At 39.4% G+C, this 24,506-nt stretch carries 19 protein-coding genes and 1 tRNA gene; 5 read left to right on the forward strand and 15 right to left on the reverse strand.

Features of this window, described 5'->3' with window-relative positions:
• Window positions 1–119: 119 nt before the first annotated feature.
• Complete coding sequence (gene argE, locus H5090_RS10965; RefSeq protein ID WP_149602219.1) at window positions 120–1,268, forward strand: acetylornithine deacetylase; 1,149 nt, start codon at window positions 120–122, stop codon at window positions 1,266–1,268.
• A gap of 53 nt (window positions 1,269–1,321) precedes the next feature.
• Here the strand turns inward: argE and H5090_RS10970 are convergent, their stop codons facing one another.
• Together H5090_RS10970 and radA are read right to left on the reverse strand one after the other, a co-directional pair.
• Window positions 1,322–2,254, reverse strand: coding sequence for a hypothetical protein (locus H5090_RS10970; protein ID WP_182695713.1), 933 nt, complete (start codon window positions 2,252–2,254; stop codon window positions 1,322–1,324).
• Window positions 2,255–2,329: 75 nt separating this feature from the next.
• Window positions 2,330–3,715: a DNA repair protein RadA gene (gene radA / locus H5090_RS10975; RefSeq protein WP_002958769.1), complete on the reverse strand. Its 1,386-nt coding sequence runs from the start codon at window positions 3,713–3,715 to the stop codon at window positions 2,330–2,332.
• 364 nt (window positions 3,716–4,079) lie between these two features.
• Between radA and H5090_RS10980 the strand changes: the two genes are divergently transcribed.
• On the forward strand, window positions 4,080–6,557 hold the full coding sequence (locus H5090_RS10980; protein WP_024596075.1) for a PilZ domain-containing protein: 2,478 nt from the start codon (window positions 4,080–4,082) through the stop codon (window positions 6,555–6,557).
• A 20-nt stretch (window positions 6,558–6,577) separates the two neighbouring features.
• Here the strand turns inward: H5090_RS10980 and serB are convergent, their stop codons facing one another.
• Window positions 6,578–7,606, reverse strand: a complete 1,029-nt coding sequence (gene serB, locus H5090_RS10985) for a phosphoserine phosphatase SerB (RefSeq protein ID WP_182695714.1) — start codon at window positions 7,604–7,606, stop codon at window positions 6,578–6,580.
• A gap of 152 nt (window positions 7,607–7,758) precedes the next feature.
• On the opposite strand from serB, the gene H5090_RS10990 reads away from it, so the two are divergent.
• Entirely contained in the window at window positions 7,759–8,379 is a 621-nt protein-coding gene (locus H5090_RS10990; protein WP_002958772.1) for an AhpA/YtjB family protein, read from the forward strand.
• Here the strand turns inward: H5090_RS10990 and H5090_RS10995 are convergent.
• The 5 genes from H5090_RS10995 to H5090_RS11015 form a co-directional block, all read right to left on the reverse strand.
• Window positions 8,346–9,113 (reverse strand): TatD family hydrolase, encoded by a 768-nt coding sequence (locus H5090_RS10995; protein ID WP_182695715.1) that lies wholly within the window; start codon window positions 9,111–9,113, stop codon window positions 8,346–8,348. The genes H5090_RS10990 and H5090_RS10995 overlap by 34 nt on opposite strands.
• Window positions 9,114–9,134: 21 nt before the next feature.
• Entirely contained in the window at window positions 9,135–9,773 is a 639-nt protein-coding gene (gene pdxH, locus H5090_RS11000; RefSeq protein ID WP_002958774.1) for a pyridoxamine 5'-phosphate oxidase, read from the reverse strand.
• A 469-nt stretch (window positions 9,774–10,242) separates the two neighbouring features.
• Window positions 10,243–11,985, reverse strand: a complete 1,743-nt coding sequence (gene argS / locus H5090_RS11005) for an arginine--tRNA ligase (RefSeq protein WP_182695716.1) — start codon at window positions 11,983–11,985, stop codon at window positions 10,243–10,245.
• A 60-nt stretch (window positions 11,986–12,045) separates the two neighbouring features.
• Window positions 12,046–13,635 (reverse strand): peptide chain release factor 3, encoded by a 1,590-nt coding sequence (prfC, locus tag H5090_RS11010; RefSeq protein WP_002958776.1) that lies wholly within the window; start codon window positions 13,633–13,635, stop codon window positions 12,046–12,048.
• 292 nt (window positions 13,636–13,927) lie between these two features.
• Window positions 13,928–14,131: a hypothetical protein gene (locus H5090_RS11015; RefSeq protein WP_033020690.1), complete on the reverse strand. Its 204-nt coding sequence runs from the start codon at window positions 14,129–14,131 to the stop codon at window positions 13,928–13,930.
• Between the two features lie 245 nt (window positions 14,132–14,376).
• On the opposite strand from H5090_RS11015, the gene H5090_RS11020 reads away from it, so the two are divergent.
• A complete protein-coding gene (locus tag H5090_RS11020) occupies window positions 14,377–17,043 on the forward strand; it encodes an ATP-binding protein (protein ID WP_182695718.1) in 2,667 nt (888 codons plus the stop codon).
• Window positions 17,044–17,116: 73 nt separating this feature from the next.
• On the opposite strand, the gene rimI is transcribed toward H5090_RS11020, so the two are convergent.
• From rimI to guaB, 5 genes are all read right to left on the reverse strand, one after another.
• Window positions 17,117–17,584: a ribosomal protein S18-alanine N-acetyltransferase gene (rimI, locus tag H5090_RS11025; RefSeq protein WP_182694287.1), complete on the reverse strand. Its 468-nt coding sequence runs from the start codon at window positions 17,582–17,584 to the stop codon at window positions 17,117–17,119.
• A complete protein-coding gene (locus H5090_RS11030) occupies window positions 17,571–17,876 on the reverse strand; it encodes a hypothetical protein (RefSeq protein ID WP_138488634.1) in 306 nt (101 codons plus the stop codon). Before H5090_RS11030 ends, rimI begins: the two co-directional genes overlap by 14 nt.
• A gap of 64 nt (window positions 17,877–17,940) precedes the next feature.
• Window positions 17,941–18,017, reverse strand: a tRNA-Trp gene (locus H5090_RS11035).
• A 155-nt stretch (window positions 18,018–18,172) separates the two neighbouring features.
• Window positions 18,173–19,750: a glutamine-hydrolyzing GMP synthase gene (gene guaA, locus H5090_RS11040; RefSeq protein WP_002958782.1), complete on the reverse strand. Its 1,578-nt coding sequence runs from the start codon at window positions 19,748–19,750 to the stop codon at window positions 18,173–18,175.
• A 102-nt stretch (window positions 19,751–19,852) separates the two neighbouring features.
• Window positions 19,853–21,322: an IMP dehydrogenase gene (gene guaB, locus H5090_RS11045; RefSeq protein ID WP_002958783.1), complete on the reverse strand. Its 1,470-nt coding sequence runs from the start codon at window positions 21,320–21,322 to the stop codon at window positions 19,853–19,855.
• Between the two features lie 135 nt (window positions 21,323–21,457).
• Here guaB and xseA point away from each other — a divergent pair, with 135 nt between their 5' ends.
• On the forward strand, window positions 21,458–22,789 hold the full coding sequence (xseA, locus tag H5090_RS11050) for an exodeoxyribonuclease VII large subunit (RefSeq protein ID WP_182695719.1): 1,332 nt from the start codon (window positions 21,458–21,460) through the stop codon (window positions 22,787–22,789).
• Here the strand turns inward: xseA and H5090_RS11055 are convergent.
• Together H5090_RS11055 and cysE are read right to left on the reverse strand one after the other, a co-directional pair.
• Window positions 22,786–23,466: a hypothetical protein gene (locus tag H5090_RS11055; RefSeq protein WP_182695720.1), complete on the reverse strand. Its 681-nt coding sequence runs from the start codon at window positions 23,464–23,466 to the stop codon at window positions 22,786–22,788. The two genes, xseA and H5090_RS11055, sit on opposite strands and share 4 nt — an antisense overlap.
• Window positions 23,467–23,501: 35 nt before the next feature.
• Complete coding sequence (gene cysE / locus H5090_RS11060; protein WP_002958786.1) at window positions 23,502–24,320, reverse strand: serine O-acetyltransferase; 819 nt, start codon at window positions 24,318–24,320, stop codon at window positions 23,502–23,504.
• Window positions 24,321–24,506: the final 186 nt, after the last annotated feature.

A 24,506-nucleotide genomic window follows, 5' to 3' on the forward strand; every position in this document is an offset into this window, starting at 1 on the left:
CGCATTATTTTCATGGCGTTACTTTTAATATATTTATGCTTAAAAAGTGAATTGATATTCATCATAAATACTTTTATATTGTTATGCAATTAAATTGAATAATAATTTTGGATTTTTTTATGCCTTTGCCTTCGTTTATTTCCATGTACCAACAATTGATTGCAGCCCCTTCTATTAGTGCTATTGAAGACAACCTGTGTATGAGCAATAAAAACGTAATTGAACTCCTAGCCAGTTGGTGCGAAACAATCGGTTTTACGTGTGAAATTATAGAATTAGAAGGAGGTAAAGGGCGCTATAATTTATTAGCAAAACGCGGAGAAGGTGATGGCGGATTAATGCTAGCTGGTCATACCGACACAGTGCCTTTTGATGACAGTCGTTGGAATCATAATCCATTTAAACTTACCGAACTCGATAACAAATTGTATGGGCTAGGAAGTATTGATATGAAAGGCTTTTTTGCTTTTGTATTACAAGCGATTAGTGAACTTGATGAAAAGCAGCAAACTCAGCCTATTTTAATCCTTGCCACCGCCGACGAAGAAACAACGATGGCTGGTGCACAACAAATATGTAAGCACCCGAATTTAAAACCTGCGCGTTGTATAATAGGCGAACCTACTGATATGACGCCAGTATTTATGCACAAAGGCCATATGAGTACAGCAATAAGAGTGGTTGGTCGCTCTGGGCATAGCTCCGATCCCGAACGTGGTCTTAACGCCATTGAAGTAATGCATAAAGTGATTACAAAATTGATGATCTTAAAAGAACAATTAAAGCATAAGTATTCAATAAACCACTTCGAAATCCCTTATCCAACATTAAACTTAGGTAATATTCATGGCGGCGATAACGCGAATAGAATTTGTGGTTGCTGTGAAATGCATATAGATATGCGCCCATTACCAGGTTTAAGTGTACAAGAACTACAAGCATTAGTACTCGATGCAACGAAAGAGATAAATCAGCAATACCCAAATGCGGTGAGCGTTATTGATTTACATGAACCAATACCGGCATTTAGTGGGAGCACCGACAGTGCTTTAGTAAAAATGGCTGAAAAAATAGCGGGGCAAAAAGCGGTCGCAGTAAATTACTGCACTGAAGCGCCGTTTATCCAGCAACTCGGTTGTGAAACGATTGTAATGGGCCCAGGCTCAATTAACCAAGCACACCAGCCTGATGAATTTTTAGCGATGGAAAAAATAAAACCATCACAACAAATAATCACTGATCTTATAAAAGCAAATTGCTTTAGCTAATAAGATTACAATAAAGGCGCCAATTGGCGCCTTTATTAATACAGAACTAAGGCCTAATCACCTTTAACTTCTAAGTTAATAAACTTAACTAGCTCTTCAGGTTGCCCTACTAGCATCATAACTTGTTGGTTAATTTCCATCATAGTTTTACCTTCAGGTAGCTTTGCAGACACACTGAATGAATTTAAACCTTTCGCAAAGCTAGTTAAAGCCTCTGCAATATCTTCAGTTACAGGATCTTGTTGTAACTGTTGCTCTAGCGTCATTTCCATTTGCTCAAGCGTCATACCTTGCTTTTCAAGCTCGCTTGAGAGTAAATCTTTTAATTTACCCTGGTTATTTAAGGCAAAGCTAACATTACGCGGCTCTAATTTACTCATTGCTTGCATAACAAGTGTTTGCTGCTGTAATTCTTGCTCATACGTCAGCGGTTGATCACCCGCTTCTTGCTGCGCCTTGCTAATAGCCAATGAAGCATCCATTAACGCTTTTGAATTAGCTAAACCCATATCCATATTAAAACTAACAATGTCTTTTGCATCAAGCTTAACTACTACATCACTATTGCCAGACTCTTCATCGTAATCAAGTGATGAATGTAAGTCGTAACTTGCCGACGCTAACATTTCGTTTGTATCAGCTGGTAATTTTGATACGAAGCTTTTATCAAACTGAAAGCTTTTTACATCAAATGATGTATGTGGTGATATTTTATCCGGCTCGTAGCCAGTTATTTCAATGCTTTGAATATTAGCAACATTGTCACCTTCAGGGCTTATTACTTCCATGTTTGTTATTTCTACACTCTTTGAAATAACACTTGCCGATAAACCAGCGTATTTAAATGTAGCGCCAGTTTGCTCGCTTACTAAAGCAAGTTGCTTATCTACTTCTGCACGCACTTCTTGAGTTGCTACGTAGTTTGCGTAACTAACACCACCCACGCCTGCGGCCACAAGAGCTGCAACTATAACTAATTTTTTCATGTCATTTCCTTATTTAATTCTTTCTATAAAGTGTCTCAACTTAAGAGTAACACTGAAGAACATCACCGATAAGTGTTAATTAATCAAACTAAGTAACTCATGTACGGTTTTTACAGGGGTAATTTTAGCGCCTAGCCCTTCCATCGATTTATGGTAATTGCGAAATGGAATATATATTTCTGTAAAACCATGTTGTGCAGCCTCTTTAACACGCGGTACACCACTGTCTATTGGGCGTACATCGCCGTTTAAGCTAAGTTCTCCCATAATACACGTGGTACGAGGTACAACAAATTCGTTTAAACTGCTAAGTAACGCGGTTACTAATGCTAAATCGATGCAGGTTTCTGTCTCATCAATTCTTAAACCACCCACAATATTAAAAAACGTATCGTGAAATATTTTAGTTTTAGTATGCTTACGTAATATACCGGTCAGCATTTTTATACGATTCATATTTAAACCAACACAAACACGCTGCGGAAATTCAGCTTCTGTTTCGGTAGTTAAACATTGAATCTCAAGCAATAAATTACGATTCCCTTTACGAATACAGGTAATAGTAGAGCCAGGTGAGTCGGTGGTTGAACCCGATAAAAATATTTCACTTGGATTATCAACGCTTAACATTCCACGTTCACACATTTTAAAAATGCCAACAGTATCAATATCACCAAAGCGGTTTTTATTTGCCCTAAGGGTTCGTATTTGCCCATCGTTGGTATCTATGTGTAAAAGCGCATCAACAATATGTACAAGTGTTTGAGGGCCTGCTATTTCGTTATTTTTATTTACGTGAGCAATAATGAACATGGTTACATCATTTTGCTTACAGTACTGAGTTAATGCTTGGGCGGCGCTTTTTACCTGCGAAGGCGAACCTGGGCTACCATTTGCCGTATCGGTTACAACAGCTTGAATAGAGTCAATAACAGCAAACTTAATTTTATTTTTCTCGAGCTCTTCGATGATGGTTTCAACGCTCGTTTCTGAAAGTAAATAAAGCTCGTCCGGGTTATAGTTTAACTTTAAACGATTTACCCTGTTTTTAAACTGCGATAAAGATTCTTCTGCCGTACAGTAAAGTGACGGCATCCGCTGTGACATTCTCGCCACTAAGTCAGATAGCAAAGTTGTCTTACCCGCCCCCGGATCGCCCGAAATTATATTAACAGAGCCAGTAGTCACCCCGCCGCTTAGTACGCGATCAAGCTCGCCGATTTCAGTTAGCTGCTTTTCAGCCTCTGATGTAGCAATATCATTGATTTTTTTAGAGCCACCACCAACACCACCAGCATAACCACCAACGTTTGCTCGTATTGATGCTTTTTTACTGTGCCCTGCTGAAGGCTTAAATTCCGCTAATGTGTTCCACGCACCGCAGCGACATTGACCCTGCCAACGTTGATAGTTCATGCCACATTCGGTACAAACAAATTCTACTTTTGCCGCTTTAGCCATTGATAACTTTACCTACTATTCTTTAATTAAAAAAAATTCTTACTATTAAGCGCTTATTTTGCCATTTCAGGCATTTACTTAGCAACAAACTCTTGCCTGCTTAAAAATCTAGCGTCACAATCAATAAATACACATGGTGTTTCTTTTTAGCTATAATTTAGGGCATACTTTTTGCTTTGTAATAGTTTAAAGTAACTTGCCAATAAAATGGCAAATAACACATACATAACAAGAGCTAAACAGTAGTAACTCAAATAATTGTACCTATATTAATAACATAGCGCGATTTAACGTTTATTGAACTTCTAATAAATGGACTTAACAGTATACCTACTTTTTCAATTAGACGGTGATGGTTTTATAAATGGCTGATGACATAATGCTCAAACACGAAGACCTCGTGAATGAGTTAAAAACATATTTAGGCAACGCTAAATTTGATCTGATTTTCAAATCAAAAACCGCAGGGTTAACTAAACCTGAGCAATTTTTAATGAAAATGGAAATGTCGCGTTTATCTCAGCCAGTGGCACGTTTTGTTGATCTTCGTGGATTAGTGACAGGCCAAGTAAAACCATATGAGCATAACGGCAAGCAACACTTTATGGATGACACAGCCATTGAAGTGTTTGAAAAAGCGCTTAAACAACATGGTGAATACACCTTAGCTGTTTACGAAGCCGTAATGAATACAGAAAATAACCACCGCGTATTACAAAAACAAGCAGCCGAAAAATCAGAGTTACAAGAGTTAGAAAATAACTTAAACACTGAAGTAATTAAGTTTGCCTCTTACGAGAGCCGCCGTGAAGAACGGATGAATTACTCAATAAAAGTAACGATTGATTACAAAGATAAAAAGAACATTGCTGCTAGCACCTCAGATATATCTTTAAGCGGTTGTAAAGTTAAGCTTGCAACGCGCTACTCTATAAAAAAAGGCGAACTCATCGCAATGCGCTTAGTAGGCCTTGAGCAAGACTTTGAACTTGGCCTAAAAAACGGTATTCAATACGAAGTTGTTGCAGTAGAAAATATCTCTCGTGAATTTAATCACATCCGCTTAAAGCGCACTTATATAGAAAACAACGATGCCTTTAATGACTTTTTAGAAAGTTTTATTCATGGTAATAAGCGTCGTTATAAAGTAAATCTAGATAATACGCTCGATGCTGTAGTATCAAAGGGGTATGAGCAGTACTACATTCCTCGCGTAACGTCTTTATATGTGTTTTTAAGTAAAAAAGATGAGCAATATTACCCAAGCCTTAGCCTTACCACTGAAAATAATATTTTTATTCAGCGCTACTTTACCGATGAAAGAAAAATACCGTGTTTGTACAATATACTTAATCATCAGCGTATTACACAATTACTAACTCAAATTACCGCAGTAAAAGAAGATTACCTCTATACATTTACACATATATCATCAGGTAAAATTTATTACTACTCAGCGACGCGTACAGAGTTAAATAACAACCCTAAATTACGTGATCTATTTTTAGGTTTTGGTAGCCAAAAAGAGAGCTGGCAGTGCTTTAAAATACAAGTAATGCCAAGTCATCCAGATGATTCTTTTATACCGCTTTCACTACCTAATAGTGCCGGTGAAAATATAGAAAAATTAAATAAGCCGCCTTCACCTCGTGTAAAAGGCCTTATAAAAGATGTTAAGTATATTGTTGTACTTACAAATATTGGCAATAAAGCTGAACAAGCAAATTATAAACAACTTACTTTTGATAAAGCATTAGTAAATCAGCTCAAGCACTTTGGCCACGCAAAACACAAAACACCACCCTACTTAGATATTGTGCCACTTGAATACGTAAATTTACGCTCGCATAAGCGCTACCTTTATAAAACACCAGTTAGTGTCACTATTAATGATGAGGTATTTAACGGCTATACACGTGACTTTTCGGTAATGGGTTTGCAGTTAGAGTGCGAACAACCTGCCACATTTAAAAAAGGCGATATAGTACTTTTAGCATTCCCTGAACTTCAAAAAATAACTAAAAAGCATAAGCTTAGTGAACTAAAGTACGAAGTAATGGCCATCAGTAAGTCATTTACTACTATTAACCTAAAAGCAAATCGTATTGCTGATTTACCCCATGCTGGCGTGACCTTTTTCACTCAGCTAATAGAAGGTAATAAAGACAAACTTAAAGTATCTGAAGAAGCACCTAAAGTAGAAGGCTTATCTACCGCACTTAGAAATATGGTTACAAAAAGCGTTTGCCAATTTCCGCTATATTTACACAAAGAAGCTGCACACTTTAAAACCGGCGCAATTGGATATGGGTTATACGCCAGCCCTATGCACGTGATTTTGCAAAACTTTGGTTTATTAAGTAACAAAACTGACTTTTCGAGCATTCTGACCGAAGAGCAAATTATTAATGTAATAACACCAAATATTAAAGATCGCAGCCGCCAAGATGCACCGCTTGCTTTTACACTTGCTATTAACTTCGATCCTCGAAAAGGCAGTATTGAAGAGGCTATTGTTAGCCAATGCGCTTTAGGTGAAGACTACTCAAGCTTTTATAAACAAATTAGTAAAGGTATTACATCGCAACTTATATTCGTAATGCGTTTGTATATATCGCGCACAGGTCGCCCCGATACTGATTATCTTTCTAATGAGCTAAAATACGTAAGTCAGTACGCAATGCACAAAGCTAAAGATTTAGAAGAAGCCTTATGGGCCGTAGCTGGTGTAGGTGATGTAGTAGATATAACTGAAGAAGCGCTAAGCCATTTAGAACTAAAAAAAGAGCAAGTAGCACAAATGAGCCGCCGTAAGCTAATTTGGTTAAACCGCTTACGTTAAGCGGTTTAACTTAATTTATTTTAAAGTGTTGGTTGTTTTTCTAACGGAATAGCCAACATATACAACAATTGCAATAATGACCCATCACAAATAGCCGCCTGTGCTTGCTCAACCACTTTAGGCTTACCATGGACGGCCACACCTAGGCCAGCTTTTGCCATCATGACTAGATCATTTGCGCCATCTCCAATAGCTACAGTTTGTGCTTTTTTAAGCCCTAGCTTTTGCTGAAGCACCTCTAAAACGACCGCTTTTTGCTGTGCATCGACAATCGTACCCAGTACTTTACCTGTTAGCTTGTCGTCTTTAAATTCGAGCTCATTAGCGTGCACTTCATCTAAATTAATCAGCTCTTGTACACGCTCTGCAAAAGGCACAAAACCACCTGAGGCAATCGCCAAATACCACTTATGTTGCTTTAAAATTTGGCACAGTATTTTAATACCAGGCATCAATGGTAATGTACTTTTCAGCTCTTCAATTAAGCTTTTTTCAATACCTTCAAGCTTAGCTACACGCTGATGTAAACTCTCACTAAAATCAAGTTTACCCGCCATTGCAAGTGCAGTTACAGAGGCAACTTCATCGTATACGTTCGCAAGGCGTGCTATTTCGTCTATGCACTCAATAGTTATTGCAGTTGAGTCCATATCCATAACCAATAAACCTGGCTCATATAAATTAGGCGGCGTATCAACTTGCACTAATTGACAATCAAGCGTGTTTGAAAATTCTTGTAGTACTAACGGGTTTATAGTTTTATCTGCATTTTGCGCGTAAAAACACAGTGCTGGTGCAAGCCCTAAATCAGGTTGGTATTGGCATATAGCGGTGACTTTTTGGTTATGTGTCGCTAAAAAGTCAACAATACTGGCAATGTGTTTTTCTTCAAAATCACCTGCAAATGCGATGCTAAATAACCCTAATGCTTTGTTTGGAATATAATCGAGAGGTGTAGATACACCACCACTATAGCTAAACCATTTATTTAGAGTTAAGTGTTGTAATGGTTGCTCAGCAGCTTGCTGTGCCATGTTGATTTGCGACATGGGATCTCCGTGTTTATTTTTATTTTCCTGATAGTTGGCATCTCAAAACTGCTATTCTCAACACTAAATTCGCCATCAGGTGGGGTTTAAGGTTATAGTTAGTGTAGTTGTAACATCAAATCAAAATGCTGTCAGTAGCATAAACGGTGACTATGAAAAATAACCATATTAAAAACCCTATAAGCGCATCCCAAAGAAAGCGACTCGTTCGCTTAATTCTTGCGGCTGGCTGTTTTGTATTACTAAGCTGGGTGGGTGTTAATAGTAGTTTTCAGAGCCACCAGTTACTTTACGATAGCGCCGACAGCACCGCCAAAAGCCTCACTCAGTTTATGGCTTTAAATGTTAAAACACCTTTAATCGAAAAAAATAAACCCCAGCTCAATGCAATTTGTAACGATATAAGTAAAGATGAGTTCGTGCTTTCGGCCACTATTTACGATCAACAGGGTATTTTATTAGCCAGTAGCGACAATTGGCAGTCGCATCATGTTTATGGTCAACTTTCTGATTCTACCCCCGGAATAAGTAAGTTAAAAACACCTTTTATGGAACCTGTTATAAGCGATGATGACCGCCCTATAGGTTTTGTATCTATTACTTATTTAACTCGCGCTGCAATATCCGACAGCCATAATCATTTTCATGACTTAGGCAGGCAGGTTTTACTAATGCTAGTGATTGCTTGTATTTTTACGTGGCAGTTAGGCCGTGGATTAAAGCGCTGGCAGGTAAATCGTTATATGCAAAAAACATCTGAACAAGAATCATAAAGTTGCTTTGCAAGCGTCTCTTTTTCGCTGTGTGGCTTTAAATCACATAGTGCGTCAAACACATCAGGTAGATGCAATGGCGTGTTAACCTTCCCTTGGTAGCCACTTAAAGGCATTGAAGGTGAATCTGTTTCAAGCACTAAGTGCTCGGGCTCAATAGCGGCAATAACAGCACGGGTTTTAACTGCACGTTGATAGGTAATAACACCGCCTACGCCAAGCTTAAAGCCCTGTTTGATATAATACTTCGCTTGTTGGATTGAACCTGAAAATGCATGAATCACTCCCCCATTTTTTGGCTTACAACGTTTAAACGCTTGCGCAATTAAATCATGGCTTTGCCTATGATGTACAATGAGCGGTAAGCTTAGCTCATTAGAAAGCCCTATTTGCTGTTCAAATAAATAAGTTTGTTTAGAGAGGTTTTCAATGCTTCTATCAAGCCCACACTCACCAATGGCCACTAACTGATGCTTATTTGTAGTTGCAAACTCGAATAATGCTTCTATGTGCGATTCTTCATGCTGTTTTAAAAAATAAGGGTGCAGCCCTGCCGCTATTTTTATACTTGGATAGGTTGCTTTGAGCTCTATAAGAGTATGCGATTGAGCAAGCGTAATACCCGGTACAACAAACTGATTAACTCCCTTTGCGACGCACTCGCCTATGAGCGACTCACGACTTGAATCAAACTCACTAAAATCGAGGTGGCAATGAGAGTCAATAAATTGCACGGTTACTTACTCATCTATTTATTAAGGGTTTAAGCGTGTAATTTGCCAGCTGTTATCTGCTTGGCGCTGATACATAAAACGATCATGTAAACGATGCGCCCCACCTTGCCAAAACTCAATTTTAGTGGGCACTACACAATAACCGCCCCAAAAATCAGGTAATGGAATTTCACCTTTAGCAAACTTATTTTTCATATTAGCAAAGGTTTCCATTAGTACTTTACGTGATGACACCGGACGGCTTTGCGCTGATGCCCACGCTGCTAATTGGCTTTCTTTAGGACGTGATAAAAAGTACTTTGCCACAGCAGAAGTTGGTAATGGTTTAGCCTCGCCATAAACAATAACTTGGCGTTCCATGTGATGCCACGGAAAGTGAAGCGATATTTTGTTATTACCTTTAAGCTCCTGCGCTTTACGCGAACCTGTATTGGTAAAAAATACAAAGCCGTTATCATCCAGATGCTTTAAAAGCACTATACGCTGTGAAGGCTGACCGGTTTCATCAACAGTTGCTACAACCATCGCTGTTGGATCGGGTAATTGGCTTGCTACAGCATGCTCAAGCCATGTTTCAAACTGCTTGAATGGGTCATCTTGCAAGTTATCTTCGCTTAACGCGTCTTGCAGGTATTCACGGCGGATATCTTCGAGTTTCATAACAAATCCTTTAAATAAAGACTTAGAAAAGAGCTTAGAGTAGCGAGCTTAAAACAATAGATATTGAGTAATAAAAAATATTAAGATTCAGGTATATGCGATAGCAATAACACCGAGTCTCGGGTGTATTCCATAGCAGTAAACATAGAGTCTCAGGTGTATCGTTGGGTTTCGTTTCACTCAACCCAACCTACAACGCAAACTACACAACTCAGATATCTGCAAGTGTAGAAGTGCTGACAATACGGAGTGCTTTTTTATGCCAAGGAGCATACATTTAATATGTGACTTAGGCTAAAAAAGAACGACAACGCAGTCAAAGTGAACTACACGCGGCAGACGGTTCACCTAAGTAGTTTAGCCTAAGACAAGGCGTCCAACCCGACTTATTCCTATGAGCATACGGTTTGTATGTGATTAGGGTAAGCCGGGGTGGATAATGCAGTATTAGGTTAAAATACGACGGTGATTACATTTGCTCCATAACTTCAATACCAAGTAAGTCTAATCCCGTTTCTAATGTTCTTGAAACCAAATTACACAACACTAAACGGCTATCGCGCACGCTTGGCTCTACGCCTTCTTTAAGTACTGGGCAGGCTTCGTAAAATGTCATGTATAAGCTTGCAAGCTCGTATAAGTAACCACATAGTACGTGCGGTGTTGCTTCGCTGATCATTAAATCAAGTACTTCTTCGAGCTGTAGTAGCTTAAGTGCAAGTGCTTTTTCTTGAGGCTCAACAATTGCAACGTCTGAATTTAATGTAGCAGCATCAACGCCTGATTTGCGGAAAATACTGCGTACGCGTGTATAAGCATATTGTAAGTAAGGAGCGGTTGCGCCTTCAAAACTTAGCATGCTGTCCCAGTTAAAAATGTAATCACTGGTACGGTGCTTAGAAAGGTCGGCATATTTAACTGCGCCAATACCTACTTTACGGGCAATTTCGCTGCGATCGCTATCACTTAAATCAGACTCACGTTCAGCTAATTTTGCTGCTGCGCGGTTAATTGACTCTTCTAATAAATCAGCAAGTTTTACTGTGCCGCCAGTACGTGTTTTAAATGGTTTATTATCGGCGCCCATCATGGTGCCGAACGGGCAAAACTCGTAGCTTGTTTCGTCTCTTAATAAACCAGCTTTACGCGCTGTTAGCTCTACTTGGTTAAAGTGTAGATTTTGACGTGCATCTACAAAAATTAAGATGCGATCAGCACCTAATTTATTTGAACGGTAGTCACATGCCGCTAAGTCTGTTGTTGCATATAAAAAACCACCGCCAGATTTTTGTACGATAAAGGCTGATGGCTCGCCATCTTTATTAGCTAGCTCATCTAAAAACACCACTTGCGCGCCTTGCGACTCTACGGCAATGTTTTTATCTTTAAGTAGGCTAATAATATCGTTAAGCTCTGCATTGTATGCGCTTTCAGCCATAATATCGGCTTGGGTAAGCGTTACATTTAAACGCTTGTATACTTCTTCAGAGTGTTTAACTGAGGTGGCTATAAATAGTTTCCAAAGTTTTTCACAATGCGCATCGCCGCCTTGTAATTTAACAACGTAGTCACGTGCTTTATCTGCAAAGCCTTCTTCGTCGTCAAAGCGTTTTTTAGCATCGCGGTAAAAAGTTTCTAAATCAGCAAGCGCAACAGTATCTAAGTCAACGCCTTGACTAATTTGATCTTCTAAATGCGCGATTAACATACCAAATTGCGTGCCCCAATCACCCATATGATTTTGACGCACAACCGTATCGCCTCTAAATTCAAGCGCACGTACAATTGAGTCACCAATAATAGTTGAACGTAAATGACCTACGTGCATTTCTTTAGCTAGGTTTGGTGATGAATAATCAACAACTACTTTTTGTGGCTTAGCGTGCTCGTTTACAGCTAGTTTTGCATCATTGTTAGCCGCTTTCACGCTTTGCGCTAAAAACTCAGGCTTTAAATGAATATTAATAAAACCTGGACCCGCAATTTCAGTCTTTTGTGCAATATCGCTTACATCAAGGTTATCAATAATTTTTTGTGCAAGCTCACGCGGTTTGCTTTTCATTTTTTTAGCTGCGCCCATGGCTGCATTAATTTGGTAATCACCAAATTGTGGACGCGTGCTTTGCGTTACTGCCGGGTTTGTATCTTCAGGTAAGCCTGCACCGACCATAGCTGCAATGGCTTTTTCAATTAAAATAGTACGAATATTCATATTTTTTTACCTTTATAAACCCGCCAAAGCAGGTTTTCTTTTAATTCTTGTAAATGAGCTCTAGTTTTCGCGTGTATGGCTAAACGTTACTTCTGGGTAACGCTCGACCGATAAGTTAAGGTTTACACGGCTCGGCGCAATGTAAGTTAAGTTATCACCGCCATCGAGTGCTAAATTGCTTTCGCATTTACGTTTAAATTCTTCAAACTTTTTAACGTCATCACTGCTTACCCAGCGTGCCGTATTCACGTTTACGCCTTCATAAATAGCATCAACGTTATATTCTGCTTTTAAACGTGCTACAACCACATCAAACTGAAGTACGCCTACAGCGCCTACTATTAAGTCGTTATTAATAAGTGGTCTAAATACCTGTACAGCCCCTTCTTCAGAAAGCTGTACTAAACCTTTTAGCAATTGCTTTTGCTTAAGCGGATCGCGAAGGCGAATACGACGAAATAGTTCAGGGGCGAAGTTAGGAATACCACTAAATTTAAGTTTTTCGCCTTGCGTGAACGTATCACCAATTTGAATTGTACCGTGGTTATGCAAGCCAATAATGTCGCCAGCGAAAGCATCTGCGGCACGTTCACGATCGCCCGCCATAAAGGTTACCGCATCAGAAATGCTCACTTGCTTGCCAATTCGCACGTGATTCATTTTCATGCCTTGGCTGTACTTACCCGATACAATACGCATAAATGCAATACGGTCACGGTGTTTAGGGTCCATGTTGGCCTGAATTTTAAATACAAACCCGGTAAAGTTTTCTTCAGTTGCAACAATTAGTCTGTCTTCGGTTTCACGTGGTAATGGCGTTGGCGCCCACTTAGTTAAACCATCTAACACGTGATCAACACCAAAGTTACCAAGTGCGGTACCGTAATAAACTGGCGAAAGCTCACCGGCTAAAAACAGATCTAAATCAAATTCGTTTGATGCACCAATAACAAGCTCAAGCTCATCGCGTAACTGCGCAGCTAAGTCTTCACCAATGGCTATATCTAACTCTGGATTATCAAGGCCTTTAATTGTGCGAACATCTTGAATTTTATGACCTTGGCCCGTTTTATATAAAACAGCTTCATCATTATGAATGTGATAAACACCTTTGAATTCTTTACCACAACCAATTGGCCAAGTAATGGGTGCACAGGCAATATTTAGCTCTGTTTCAACTTCGTCCAGCACTTCCATTGGGTCGCGAATATCACGGTCACATTTGTTCATAAACGTAACAATAGGTGTGGTACGCAGGCGTGTAACTTCCATTAGCTTACGGGTACGGTCTTCTACACCTTTAGCCGCATCAATAACCATTAAGCACGAATCTACTGCTGTTAATGTACGGTACGTATCTTCAGAGAAATCTTCGTGTCCTGGCGTATCAAGTAAATTAACAAGTGCGTCGTTATATGGAAATTGCATTACAGACGTAGTAACTGATATACCACGCTCTTTTTCCATTTCCATCCAGTCAGATTTAGCATGCTGGTTAGAGCCGCGACCTTTTACAGTACCAGCTCTTTGAATAGCTTGTCCGAATAACAATACTTTTTCGGTAATCGTTGTTTTACCAGCATCCGGGTGAGAGATGATAGCAAAGGTCCTTCGCTTGCTGATTTCATTGATAATAGTCTGGTCTGCCATTGATAAATTCTTTTAGTTTATATGCGGGGTTGAATGCATTTTAATAAGCGTCTGCGAGTAAACCCGTTATGTTGATCGTAATTAACTACTATTCTCGCTGATTTTCACGTTGCAAACAGCTGATAATAAAGCGTCAATAGTTGATTTTTTAATAATGGCAATTGTAACAGGAGTCGGTATAAAAGTGTGCTATCTACTTAAAAATATCTTAGCTTTAAAATAAATGTGTACAGCAAGCGATATTTAAACGACCTACAATTTGCTCGTAGATCGTTTAAATAAAAATGAGTAGTTACTTAACAACATCAATAGTAGGTACAACCGACATTCCAACACGTAGTTGACTAAGTAAAGGCTGCTTAGCATCTAAACTAATCTTTACCGGTAGGCGCTGCGCTATTTTAGTAAAGTTGCCTGTCGCATTATGCGCACCAATAGTGGAGTAACTTACACCACTTGCTGGACTTAGACTGTCAACGTGTCCTTTTAATGTCACGCTTGGCAATGCATCAACTTTAATTAGTAACTTTAAAAGATGTAAAACTATGTAAGTTTTTTAAACAGCGAATTAATATTATATCCATGTAACTTGTTAAATTTAAATAACTTAAACATAAAAAAAAGAGCTAAAGATCATGCAACTAATGATTGTAATTTAGCCACCAAGACCGCTATAAGCTTGTGTAATCAGGTCGTAACGCATATTATTGGCAGATTGCATGGAGGATAAGTCGTTTGGTCATGAAAACCAGTAAGTTAAGTATAAGATTATTATGGTATATAACACCTCTTGTTATTCTGCCACTGCTATTTTTAGGTGGCTTTACGCTCACCAATGTCACTAATTCAACACAAAAACAAGCTGATTTAATAATGAGCCGTTTTGTTGAGCAACAACAGCAAAAAATATTCAACTATATCGACTCTTTTCACTCTACTGCAAAACTACTCTCAAATTCGCCAGTACTTAGTGACTTTTTAGCAAACGATATTAGCGCCAACGGTAATTACACCCGAAAACTTGGCGCGCTTATGGATGTATTTGCCAGTTACAGCGAAGCTTATCCAGATATAATTAGCATTAATTTAGTTTCAGCAAGTGGGAAAAGTGATGCCTACTACTCTAATAACCTAACAACAGCGCCTAAAAGCTATCCATTTTTTAATCGAGTATTGCAAAGTAATTTAAGTACACAGCAATTTATGATTCAAAAGGACGATGGCACCACGAGCTTATATTTCATTCAACGAATTGACAGCGTTGATTACTACTTGAAACGTCCACAGCAGCTTGGTTTTATTGTAATACATATAGAGCCTTCAATACTCAACTCCAGTATTTTAGAAGCGCCATATAACAACACACTTAATTTAATGTTGACCAAAGACGGGAAAATTTTATTTAGCTCCGACTACAACATGCGCGGCCAATACATAAGCGAATATGAACTTAACCAAGTACATGATCTTGCCGATATAGGCATGCTTTCTACCATTGAACTCTCAAGCATAGATAAAATAGAGCGAATGATTTTTGCCGTACAAATGCCCGGTGGATATTATTACGTTTCAACCATTCCCAAAGGTGTGCTTTATCAATCTGGTAAAGCCATAAGCCTAATAACAGGCTTAATTGTTATTATTTCGATAATCACCCTGCCAATATTAATTTTTATAGTGGTACGTAATTTACTACTTAATCCAATTGAATTACTAGGTGCTGCAAGCCACCGTGTTGGTGATGGCGATTTGTCGGTGCACTTACCAGCTCATACAAATGACGAAGTGGGTGTTTTGTTTAACGACTTTAACCACATGGTTAATCAAATTAGACACTACCAGCAGCAGCTTGAAGAATATAAACACCACCTTGAAGATAAAGTAGAAAGTCGTACTAAAGCACTTGAAGCCATGAACAGCCAACTAGAGCTTGCAATTGGCCAAGCCGAGCAAGCTAATCAGCTTAAAAGTCGTTTTTTAGCTAATATGAGTCACGAAATACGAACGCCACTTACGGCTATTATGGGCTTTACAGAGCAATTACTCCACAACGACAAAGTAGCCAACGACAAACAACATCTAAGCACTATTTTACGTAATTCAAAACACTTACTAGAGTTAATAAATAACATACTCGACTTATCTAAAATTGAAGCTGAAAAGCTAGCTGTCGATTTGTCTGCGTTAAACGTAGTACAGCTTGTGCATGACATTGAATCAATTATTCAACCACTGGCACAAGAAAAACAATTAACCCTTAATATTGATTACCAACTGCCGCTACCTCGCACCATTTATAGTGATGTGACCCGCTTAAAACAAATACTTATAAATATTGCAAATAACGCTGTTAAATTTACCGAAAATGGCAGTGTGTCTATTTGCGTGCATTATTTACAAGCAAGTCAAAAGCTAGAATTTGTAATTAAAGATACCGGCATTGGGATGTCTGAGCATCAAATAGAGCGTGTGTTTAAACCGTTTGAGCAAGCCGATGCCACAACCACACGTCGTTTTGGTGGTACAGGCCTTGGGTTGTGTATTTCTAAAAATTTAGCACTGTTACTTGGTGGCGATGTAACGCTTGAAAGTGAAGTTGGCGTTGGTAGCCGCTTTACAATTAGGGTGTCGTGTCAGTTATCTGATGATCAACCAATGCTTGAGTTTTTAACGCAAGAAAGCCAGTTAATACCAGAGAAAGACCCTCTCTTATCGTTTGCGACCAATAACTTTGAGGCTAATATTTTAGTCGCTGAGGATAACCCTGATAACCAACTATTAATTAAATTATTACTGCAAACTTGGGGCCTTGAACCCGATATTGCTAGTAATGGCGCAAAAGCTGTAGAAATGGCACTCGTTAATGACTATCAGCTTATTATAATGGATATGCAAATGCCTGTAATGGGCGGATTAGAAGCGACTAAAATGCTTCGTCATGCAGCATACGATGGCCCCATTATTGCCCTTACTGCTAATGTAATGAACCACGATATAGGCACTTACCTAGAAGCTGGCTGCAACAAAGCACTCGCTAAACCCATTGATAAAGATGCTCTGGAAAATGTACTCGTAAGCTACCTACATCTTGAAAAGGATAATCAAAATAAGTGGGACAGCTTATTAAAAAGCGAAAAGTTTCAGCAAATTACTGATAACTATTTAGCCAACTTACCTACTTATTTAGAAGAAGTTAAAACTCTGCAACATTGTAATGACTGGGAAGCATTAAGAAGTATAGCGCACAGTATTAAAGGTAGTTCTGGATGCTTTAATTTTGATGAGATTTACCACAGCGCTGCGGCACTTGAAGAAAATTTAAAAAGTAACAATAAAGTGCCAAGAGACGAGCTAGTAAATAAATTAATAGCAGCCATTGAGCAAGCAATTAGTGGCAAAGTAACCTAAAAGAAAACTTACAAAATAGTACAAGTTCGGTGCGTTAGTGCTCTATGCTTAAAACGCTAACCACCGACTTTAATTATGAAAAGTTTAAACCTAATGCCATGCCCATTAAAATAGCGTCTTCAAAGCCATTTTTGGCCGGATTATCACTTGGATAGTAGTTTTTACGCACTGACATCTCTGTAAAGCCAGCGTTCTCGTATAGCGCAATAGCCCGCGTATTAGATTCGCGTACTTCTAAAAAGAGGTTTTCAGCATTTTGCTGTTCACCATATTCAATAAACTGGGCTAACAACTGCCTTGCAATACCCTTACCCTGGTGGCTTGGTGTTACACAAATATCCATAAGCGTAAAATCAGGCCCTGCTTTTTCACCAATATAAAAACCAATCATGCTCACCTCATCAAATGCGGCAACATTAAAATAGCGCCCGCCTATACATGAACTCATTGTATTTAAAGTCCACGGATGGCTATGACATGCTGTTTCGATGGTCATTAATTGAGGTATTGCAGTTTCATCTACTGATTTAAAGTTTATCAAGGTGTTCACTCATTAAAGCCCATAAAGCACGCTTCTCAGAGGCGTTGAGCTGTGGGGTTGGCAATGTAAGCTGATTGTCGTTTAATTGCATCTCACTACCCTGTACAACGCTATTTATAATAATAGCCCCTGCACTGAGCTTAATGTCTGCAAATAGTTGCTCATTTATCGTTAAAGAACTAGCTGTCGTGCTTTGCGATAAAGTATCTGCTTGGTCATTTGCTTGAGAACAATAATGCTGATTGAGTTCAAGATTTTCTATATCAAAAATAGCTGCGTAACGTGGATGCATAACAACTCAGTAGATTAGACATTTGAACAATATAAGAAGTAATAAAAACGATGTAAAGAAGAAATGGCAGGGGCGGAGAGATTCGAACTCCCAACCATCGGTTTTGGAGACCGCTGTTCTACCAATTGGAACTACGCCCCTGCAATGACGACGAATTATAGAGAAGTTTCGCCAAAGGTAAAGAGAAAAATCACTCTTTTAGTTCAACTGCTTTTTAAATAAACAAAACGGCGAATTAGCATGCTAATTCGCCGTTTTTTAATCACTTAAAATTAGTTAATTAAAACTAAAATTAATTATTCCCATTCGATAGTTGCAGGTGGTTTACCTGAAATATCGTAAACAACACGAGAAATACCATCAATTTCGTTAATGATACGGTTTGAAACCACACCTAAAAACTCATATGGTAAATGTGACCAGCGTGCTGTCATAAAGTCGATTGTTTCTACACAACGAAGTGATACAACCCAATCGTACTTACGTGCATCGCCCATAACCCCTACCGATTTAACTGGTAAGAATACAGTAAACGCTTGGCTTACTTTATGGTAAAGCTCAGCTTTGTGTAGCTCTTCGATGAAAATCGCATCTGCGCGGCGTAGTAAATCACAGTACTCTTTTTTGATTTCGCCAAGTACACGTACACCTAAGCCTGGTCCAGGGAAAGGATGACGGTAAAGCATGTCGTACGGTAAACCAAGTTCTAGACCAATTTTACGCACTTCATCTTTGAATAATTCACGCAATGGCTCAACAAGGCCCATTTTCATGTCATCTGGTAATCCGCCCACATTGTGGTGAGATTTAATAACATGCGCTTTACCTGTGGCAGATGCCGCAGATTCAATGACGTCAGGATAAATTGTACCTTGTGCTAACCATTTCGCATTTTTAAGCTTTTTGGCTTGCTCATCAAATACATTAATAAACGTGTGACCAATGGCTTTACGTTTATCTTCTGGGTCTGATTTACCAGCTAAATCATTTAAAAACTGCTCTTCAGCTTCAACTTTAACAATGTTTAAGCCAAATTTATTACCAAACATGTCCATAACTTGCTGACCTTCGTTTAAACGAAGTAAACCATTATCAACAAATACACATGTTAGCTTTGCGCCAATTGCACGGTGAATAAGCATAGCCACAACTGATGAATCAACACCACCAGATAGACCTAAAATAACTTCGTCATCACCTACAGTTTCTTTAATACGCTCAATAGCATCATCAATGATTTTTGCAGGAGTCCATAATTTTTCACAGCCACAAATATCAATAGCGAAACGCTCAAGCAAACGTAACCCTTGATGAGTATGCGTTACTTCTGGGTGAAATTGTACGCCGTAAAAACGCTTTTCTTCGTTAGACATTGCAGCATGTGGACAAGTAGATGTTTTAGCTGTTGTTGTAAAATCAGCTGGAATGTCCATTACTTTATCGCCATGACTCATCCATACGTCAAGTATGCCGTTGCCGCCATCAGTAATATGGTCTTCAATTGCATCAAATAATGCACAGCTGCCTACTTTTTCAACTTGTGCGTAGCCAAACTCTTTTTTATCAGAGCTGTGTACACTTCCACCAAGTTGAGCTGCCATTGTTTGCATACCGTAGCAAATACCTAGCACAGGCACGCCTGCATTAAATACATACTCAGGAGCGCGCGGGCTGTTTTCAAGTGTTGTTGATTCTGGACCACCAGAAAGAATAATACCTTGTGGGTTGAACTCGCGGATTTGCTCTTCAGTCACATCCCATGCCCAAAGTTCACAGTAAACACCAATTTCACGCACACGACGGGCGATTAATTGAGTGTATTGTGAACCAAAGTCTAAAATGAGAATTCGTGAATCGTGAATATCTTTGCTCATGGAGTATCTCGTAAAGTCTGATGCTAAATGCCGTTTGTTAATGTAAACGACTAAAAAGAGGGCTTGCAAAGCAAGCCCAGTATATTAAATTAATTACGCTGCTTAACCTAAGCGGTAATTTGGTGCTTCTTTAGTGATTTGCACATCATGAACATGCGACTCACCCATACCTGCTGAAGTAACACGTACAAATTGTGGTTTTGTATTTAGCTCTTCAATTGTTGCACAACCCGTTAAGCCCATAGCACTACGTAAGCCACCTACTTGCTGATGAATAATCGTTGCAATAGGACCTTTGTAAGCTACGCGACCTTCAATACCTTCAGGTACTAACTTGTCTGCTTCGTTTGATTTTTGGAAGTAACGATCTGATGAACCTTCTTTTTGATCCATCGCGCCCAATGAGCCCATACCACGGTAAGATTTGTAATAACGGCCTTGGTACAATTCAACTTCACCTGGTGCTTCTTCTGTACCAGCAAGAAGAGAACCCACCATTACACACGATGCACCAGCAACAAGTGCTTTAACAATATCACCAGAAAAACGAATGCCACCATCAGCAATAACAGGAATGTCGCGACCTTTTAAGCCTTCAACAGCATCTGAAATAGCGGTAATTTGTGGAACGCCACAACCGGTAACAATACGTGTAGTACAGATAGAACCAGGGCCGATACCTACTTTAACTGCATCCGCTCCGGCATCAGCTAGTGCAATCGCACCTTCAGCCGTTGCAATGTTACCTGCAATAATTTGTAAGTCTGGGTACTCTTTGCGAGTTTTAGTAACACGGTCAATAACGCCTTGAGAGTGACCATGCGATGTATCGATAAGTAAAACATCAATACCCGCTTCTACTAATGCAGCAATACGCTCATCAGTACCTGCGCCAACACTTACAGCAGCACCTACACGTAAACGACCTTGGTCATCTTTACATGCGTCAGGTTTGTCTTGGGCTTTTTGGTAATCTTTTACTGTGATCATGCCTTTGAGTTTAAATTCATCATCAACAACAAGGATTTTTTCAATGCGGTGTTCGTGCATTAAGCCTAAAATTTCTTCGCGTGCTGCGCCCTCTTTAACGGTAACAAGCTTTTCTTTTTTAGTCATAACGGTAGAAACAGGCTGTTCAAGCTTAGTTTCAAAACGCATATCACGACTGGTAACAATGCCTACAAGCACATTGTTGCTGTCGGTAACCGGAAAGCCTGAAAAACCTTTTTCGTGCGAAAGCTCAATTGCATCTGCAATTGTTAAATCGGCAGTAACCGTTACAGGGTATGAAACAATACCTGCTTCGTAGGTTTTAACTTTACGTACGTTTTTCGCTTGTTCTTCAATAGTCATGTTTTTATGAATAAAACCAAGACCACCTTCTTGCGCAAGGGCAATAGCTAAACGAGCTTCTGTAACAGTATCCATAGATGCTGAAATAAGCGGCAAGTTAAGTTTGATACCACGCGTTAAGCGAGTTGAAATATTTGCCGTGTGTGGCAAAACAGTAGAATGACCAGGTACTAAAAGTACGTCATCAAAGGTAAGAGCTTCTTTAGCGATTCTAAGCATTTTGGCAACTTCTCACATGTGGATCTAAGATAAGGAATTGCGGCCAAATTTTAACAGCGTTGTTGGCATGAGTAAATAATATTTCGCAAATATTTATGATAAAGTAGTGCAATAAATAGTTTTAGGTTGTTTTTTATGTTTTCGAAGCCTTCGCAGGCGGTTTACACCGTTTCACGCCTTAATAGAGAAATTCGCACAATTCTTGAGCAAGGTTTTGCATCTTTAGTGCTCACGGGCGAAATTTCTAACTTTATTACCCCTGCATCTGGACACTGGTACTTTTCGTTAAAAGACGATAAAGCACAAATAAAAGCCGCTATGTGGCGTGGGAATAATCGCAATCAAAGCTATCGCCCTGCAAATGGCGCGCAAGTTACAGTAAAAGCGCGTGTATCACTTTATGAACCTCGCGGTGACTACCAGCTTATTGTTGAGCATATGGAACCGGCCGGCGAAGGTCAGCTAAAACAAGAATTCGATGCGCTTAAAATGCGTTTGGCCGCCGAAGGATTATTTAGCTCTGCGTATAAAAAACCACTTCCGCAAAACATTAATCGTATTGGTGTTATTACCTCAGCAACCGGCGCTGCTATAAAAGATATTTTAACGGTACTTAAACGCCGTGCGCCGCAGTTAGAAGTAATCATTTACCCTGCTATGGTACAAGGCAAAGAAGCACACCTACATTTAATTAATCAAATTGAATTAGCTAATGCTCGTGATGAAGTAGACGTACTTATTTTAGGACGAGGCGGCGGATCACTTGAAGATTTATGGTGCTTTAATCACGAACAGCTCGCACGGGCTATTTTTGAAAGTGAATTACCTATAGTAAGTGCAGTAGGCCATGAAATAGATACAACCATTAGCGATTACGTTGCTGATGTTCGTGCAGCAACTCCATCAGCCGCAGCTGAGCTTGTAAGCCCAAATACGCAAGAGTTACACAACAAAGTAACGCAATTGGTTAATCGTTTATCTAACGCGTTTAAGCACGACATTGCCGATAAACGCGCTCTAGCAACGCAGTTACAACACCGCCTTAATTTGTGTCATCCGCGTAGTCAGCTTAGTCAAAAATCACAACGTTTGGATGAGCTAAGCATTGCGCTGCAACAAGCTATGCGTAATCGTTTATATCAGCAAGAACGCACACTCAATAACTTAACGCCGCGTTTGATGCGCCAATCACCTGATAAAAAACTCGCTTCAGCAAGCCATCAACTCTCGCAATTACAAGCTAGGCTAAACCAAGCTATACAGCATCAGTTACAACAAGCGAATAATAGCTTAGCACTGCAAGCAAGCAGGTTAGACTCGGTAAGTCCGCTTAATGTTTTAGCGCGCGGTTATAGCATCACTAAAACACAGCAAGGAAAAGTAGTTAAATCTGTGGGGCAAATTAAAACAGGCGATGTTTTAGTTACAGAGTTAGTCGATGGCTCTATAGAATCACAAATTATTTAAAGCTCTGTACTTAGCAACATTTTAAGTTCGCTATCGCTCGATGTGGAGGTAGTGCTTTTAAATTGTTGCCAAAACTCTTGTTCCATCAACTTATCGTTTAGCTCTCGCCATTGAGCATTACCAAATGTGTCGTTATCAATGGGGGCGGCAAGTTCAAATTCACATACTGTTTTTTTACATTTTGCACTAACAACGTCAGGAATAATTGATAAATCAGCTGTTAATAAAAAATCTTGTAATGCCATTTCAGTACGATAAGCCCATTCTTCGTCGCGCGTTTGATTTTCAAATTTATCACGTAAAATCTGCTCAAAATCTGAAGGGCCCCTCATTTTCTTTAAAACACTTTTGAGCGCCGCTTTCTGTTCGGCGAGTTGCTGCTTAAGCTGAGTTACTTGCTCTTCTAAAGGTAGTTCATCAAGCATTTGGGTTTCTGAATTGGTTGTAGGCGTGTCTTCAGCGGGCTCTATACTAGCGACTTGCTCAGGTACTGCAGAGTCTGCATTACTCAATACCTCATTACTTTGTTGTTCAGTATGAAGCTTTTTCTGTTTTTCATAACTTGGCTGCGACTTAACAGATTCCGGATAACTTGAAGCTGCATTAAAGTAGCTCCAAGTTAAACCTACACCCGCAATAAACCCAATCCCTAGAGCCAATAAACTATTCTTGTTCATGTTAATTCCTTTTAAGTTTTATTATTTTTAGTTACTTATAACATTGCACTCGTGTGCGATTCGTTTTCAGGCTCAGGATTTGCTAAAAAGTTTTGGTTCATACTTTGCGCCGGACACTCACAATCCGGTCGACCAATAATTTTAGCGGGTACGCCAACAGCGGTTGTGTGTGGTGGAACATTGCTAAGTACAACTGAGCCCGCACCAATTCGTGCGCCCTCACCTACTTCAATATTACCCAGTACTTTAGCACCCGCGCCAATTAATACGCCTGCTCTAATTTTAGGATGACGATCGCCCTGCTCATTGCCTGTACCGCCAAGCGTTACAGATTGCAAAATTGATACGTTATCTTCAATTACCGCTGTTTCACCAATAACAATACCGGTTGCGTGGTCAAACATAATGCCTTTACCCACTTTACATGCTGGGTGAATATCGACCCCAAACACTTCAGAATTACGGCTTTGAATAAAGCGCGCTAGCTCTTTGCGATTTTGTTGCCACAAACAATTAGCCAAACGGTGCGCCTGAATAGCATGAAAACCTTTTAGATTTAATATAACCGTAAGATAGGTTTCTGATGCCGGATCGCGGTCTTTTACAGCTTTAATATCCTCAGCAACAAAAGATAGCATACGGTCACATTTTACAAATGCTTGGTCAAACAGCTCTCGGATAGTGAATGCAGATACCACCGCATCAGCCAACTTATTAGCAACAATAAAGCTCAATGCCGAACCTAAACAATCATGATTTAAAACACATGAATAAACATGACTTGCTAATAATGGTTCACGTTTTACTACATCGTTAGCTTCGTCGCGAAGCTGTTGCCAAATTGCATGACGCATAATACTGCACTGCCTTAAGTTGATATAAAATAGCCTTTTCCCAAGTCTAACGGATTTAACCACTAAGGTGTTAATCCCTTAGTTATTTGTTCTAGTTATTAGGTATAACTGTTTATTAAGTTTCATTATTAAATAATAAAAATGCCTCGATGCTTATAGCACCGAGGCATTATTTTAACGCTTAAA

The organism is Pseudoalteromonas sp. SR43-5 (genome assembly GCF_014163835.1).
Lineage (GTDB): Bacteria > Pseudomonadota > Gammaproteobacteria > Enterobacterales > Alteromonadaceae > Pseudoalteromonas > Pseudoalteromonas distincta.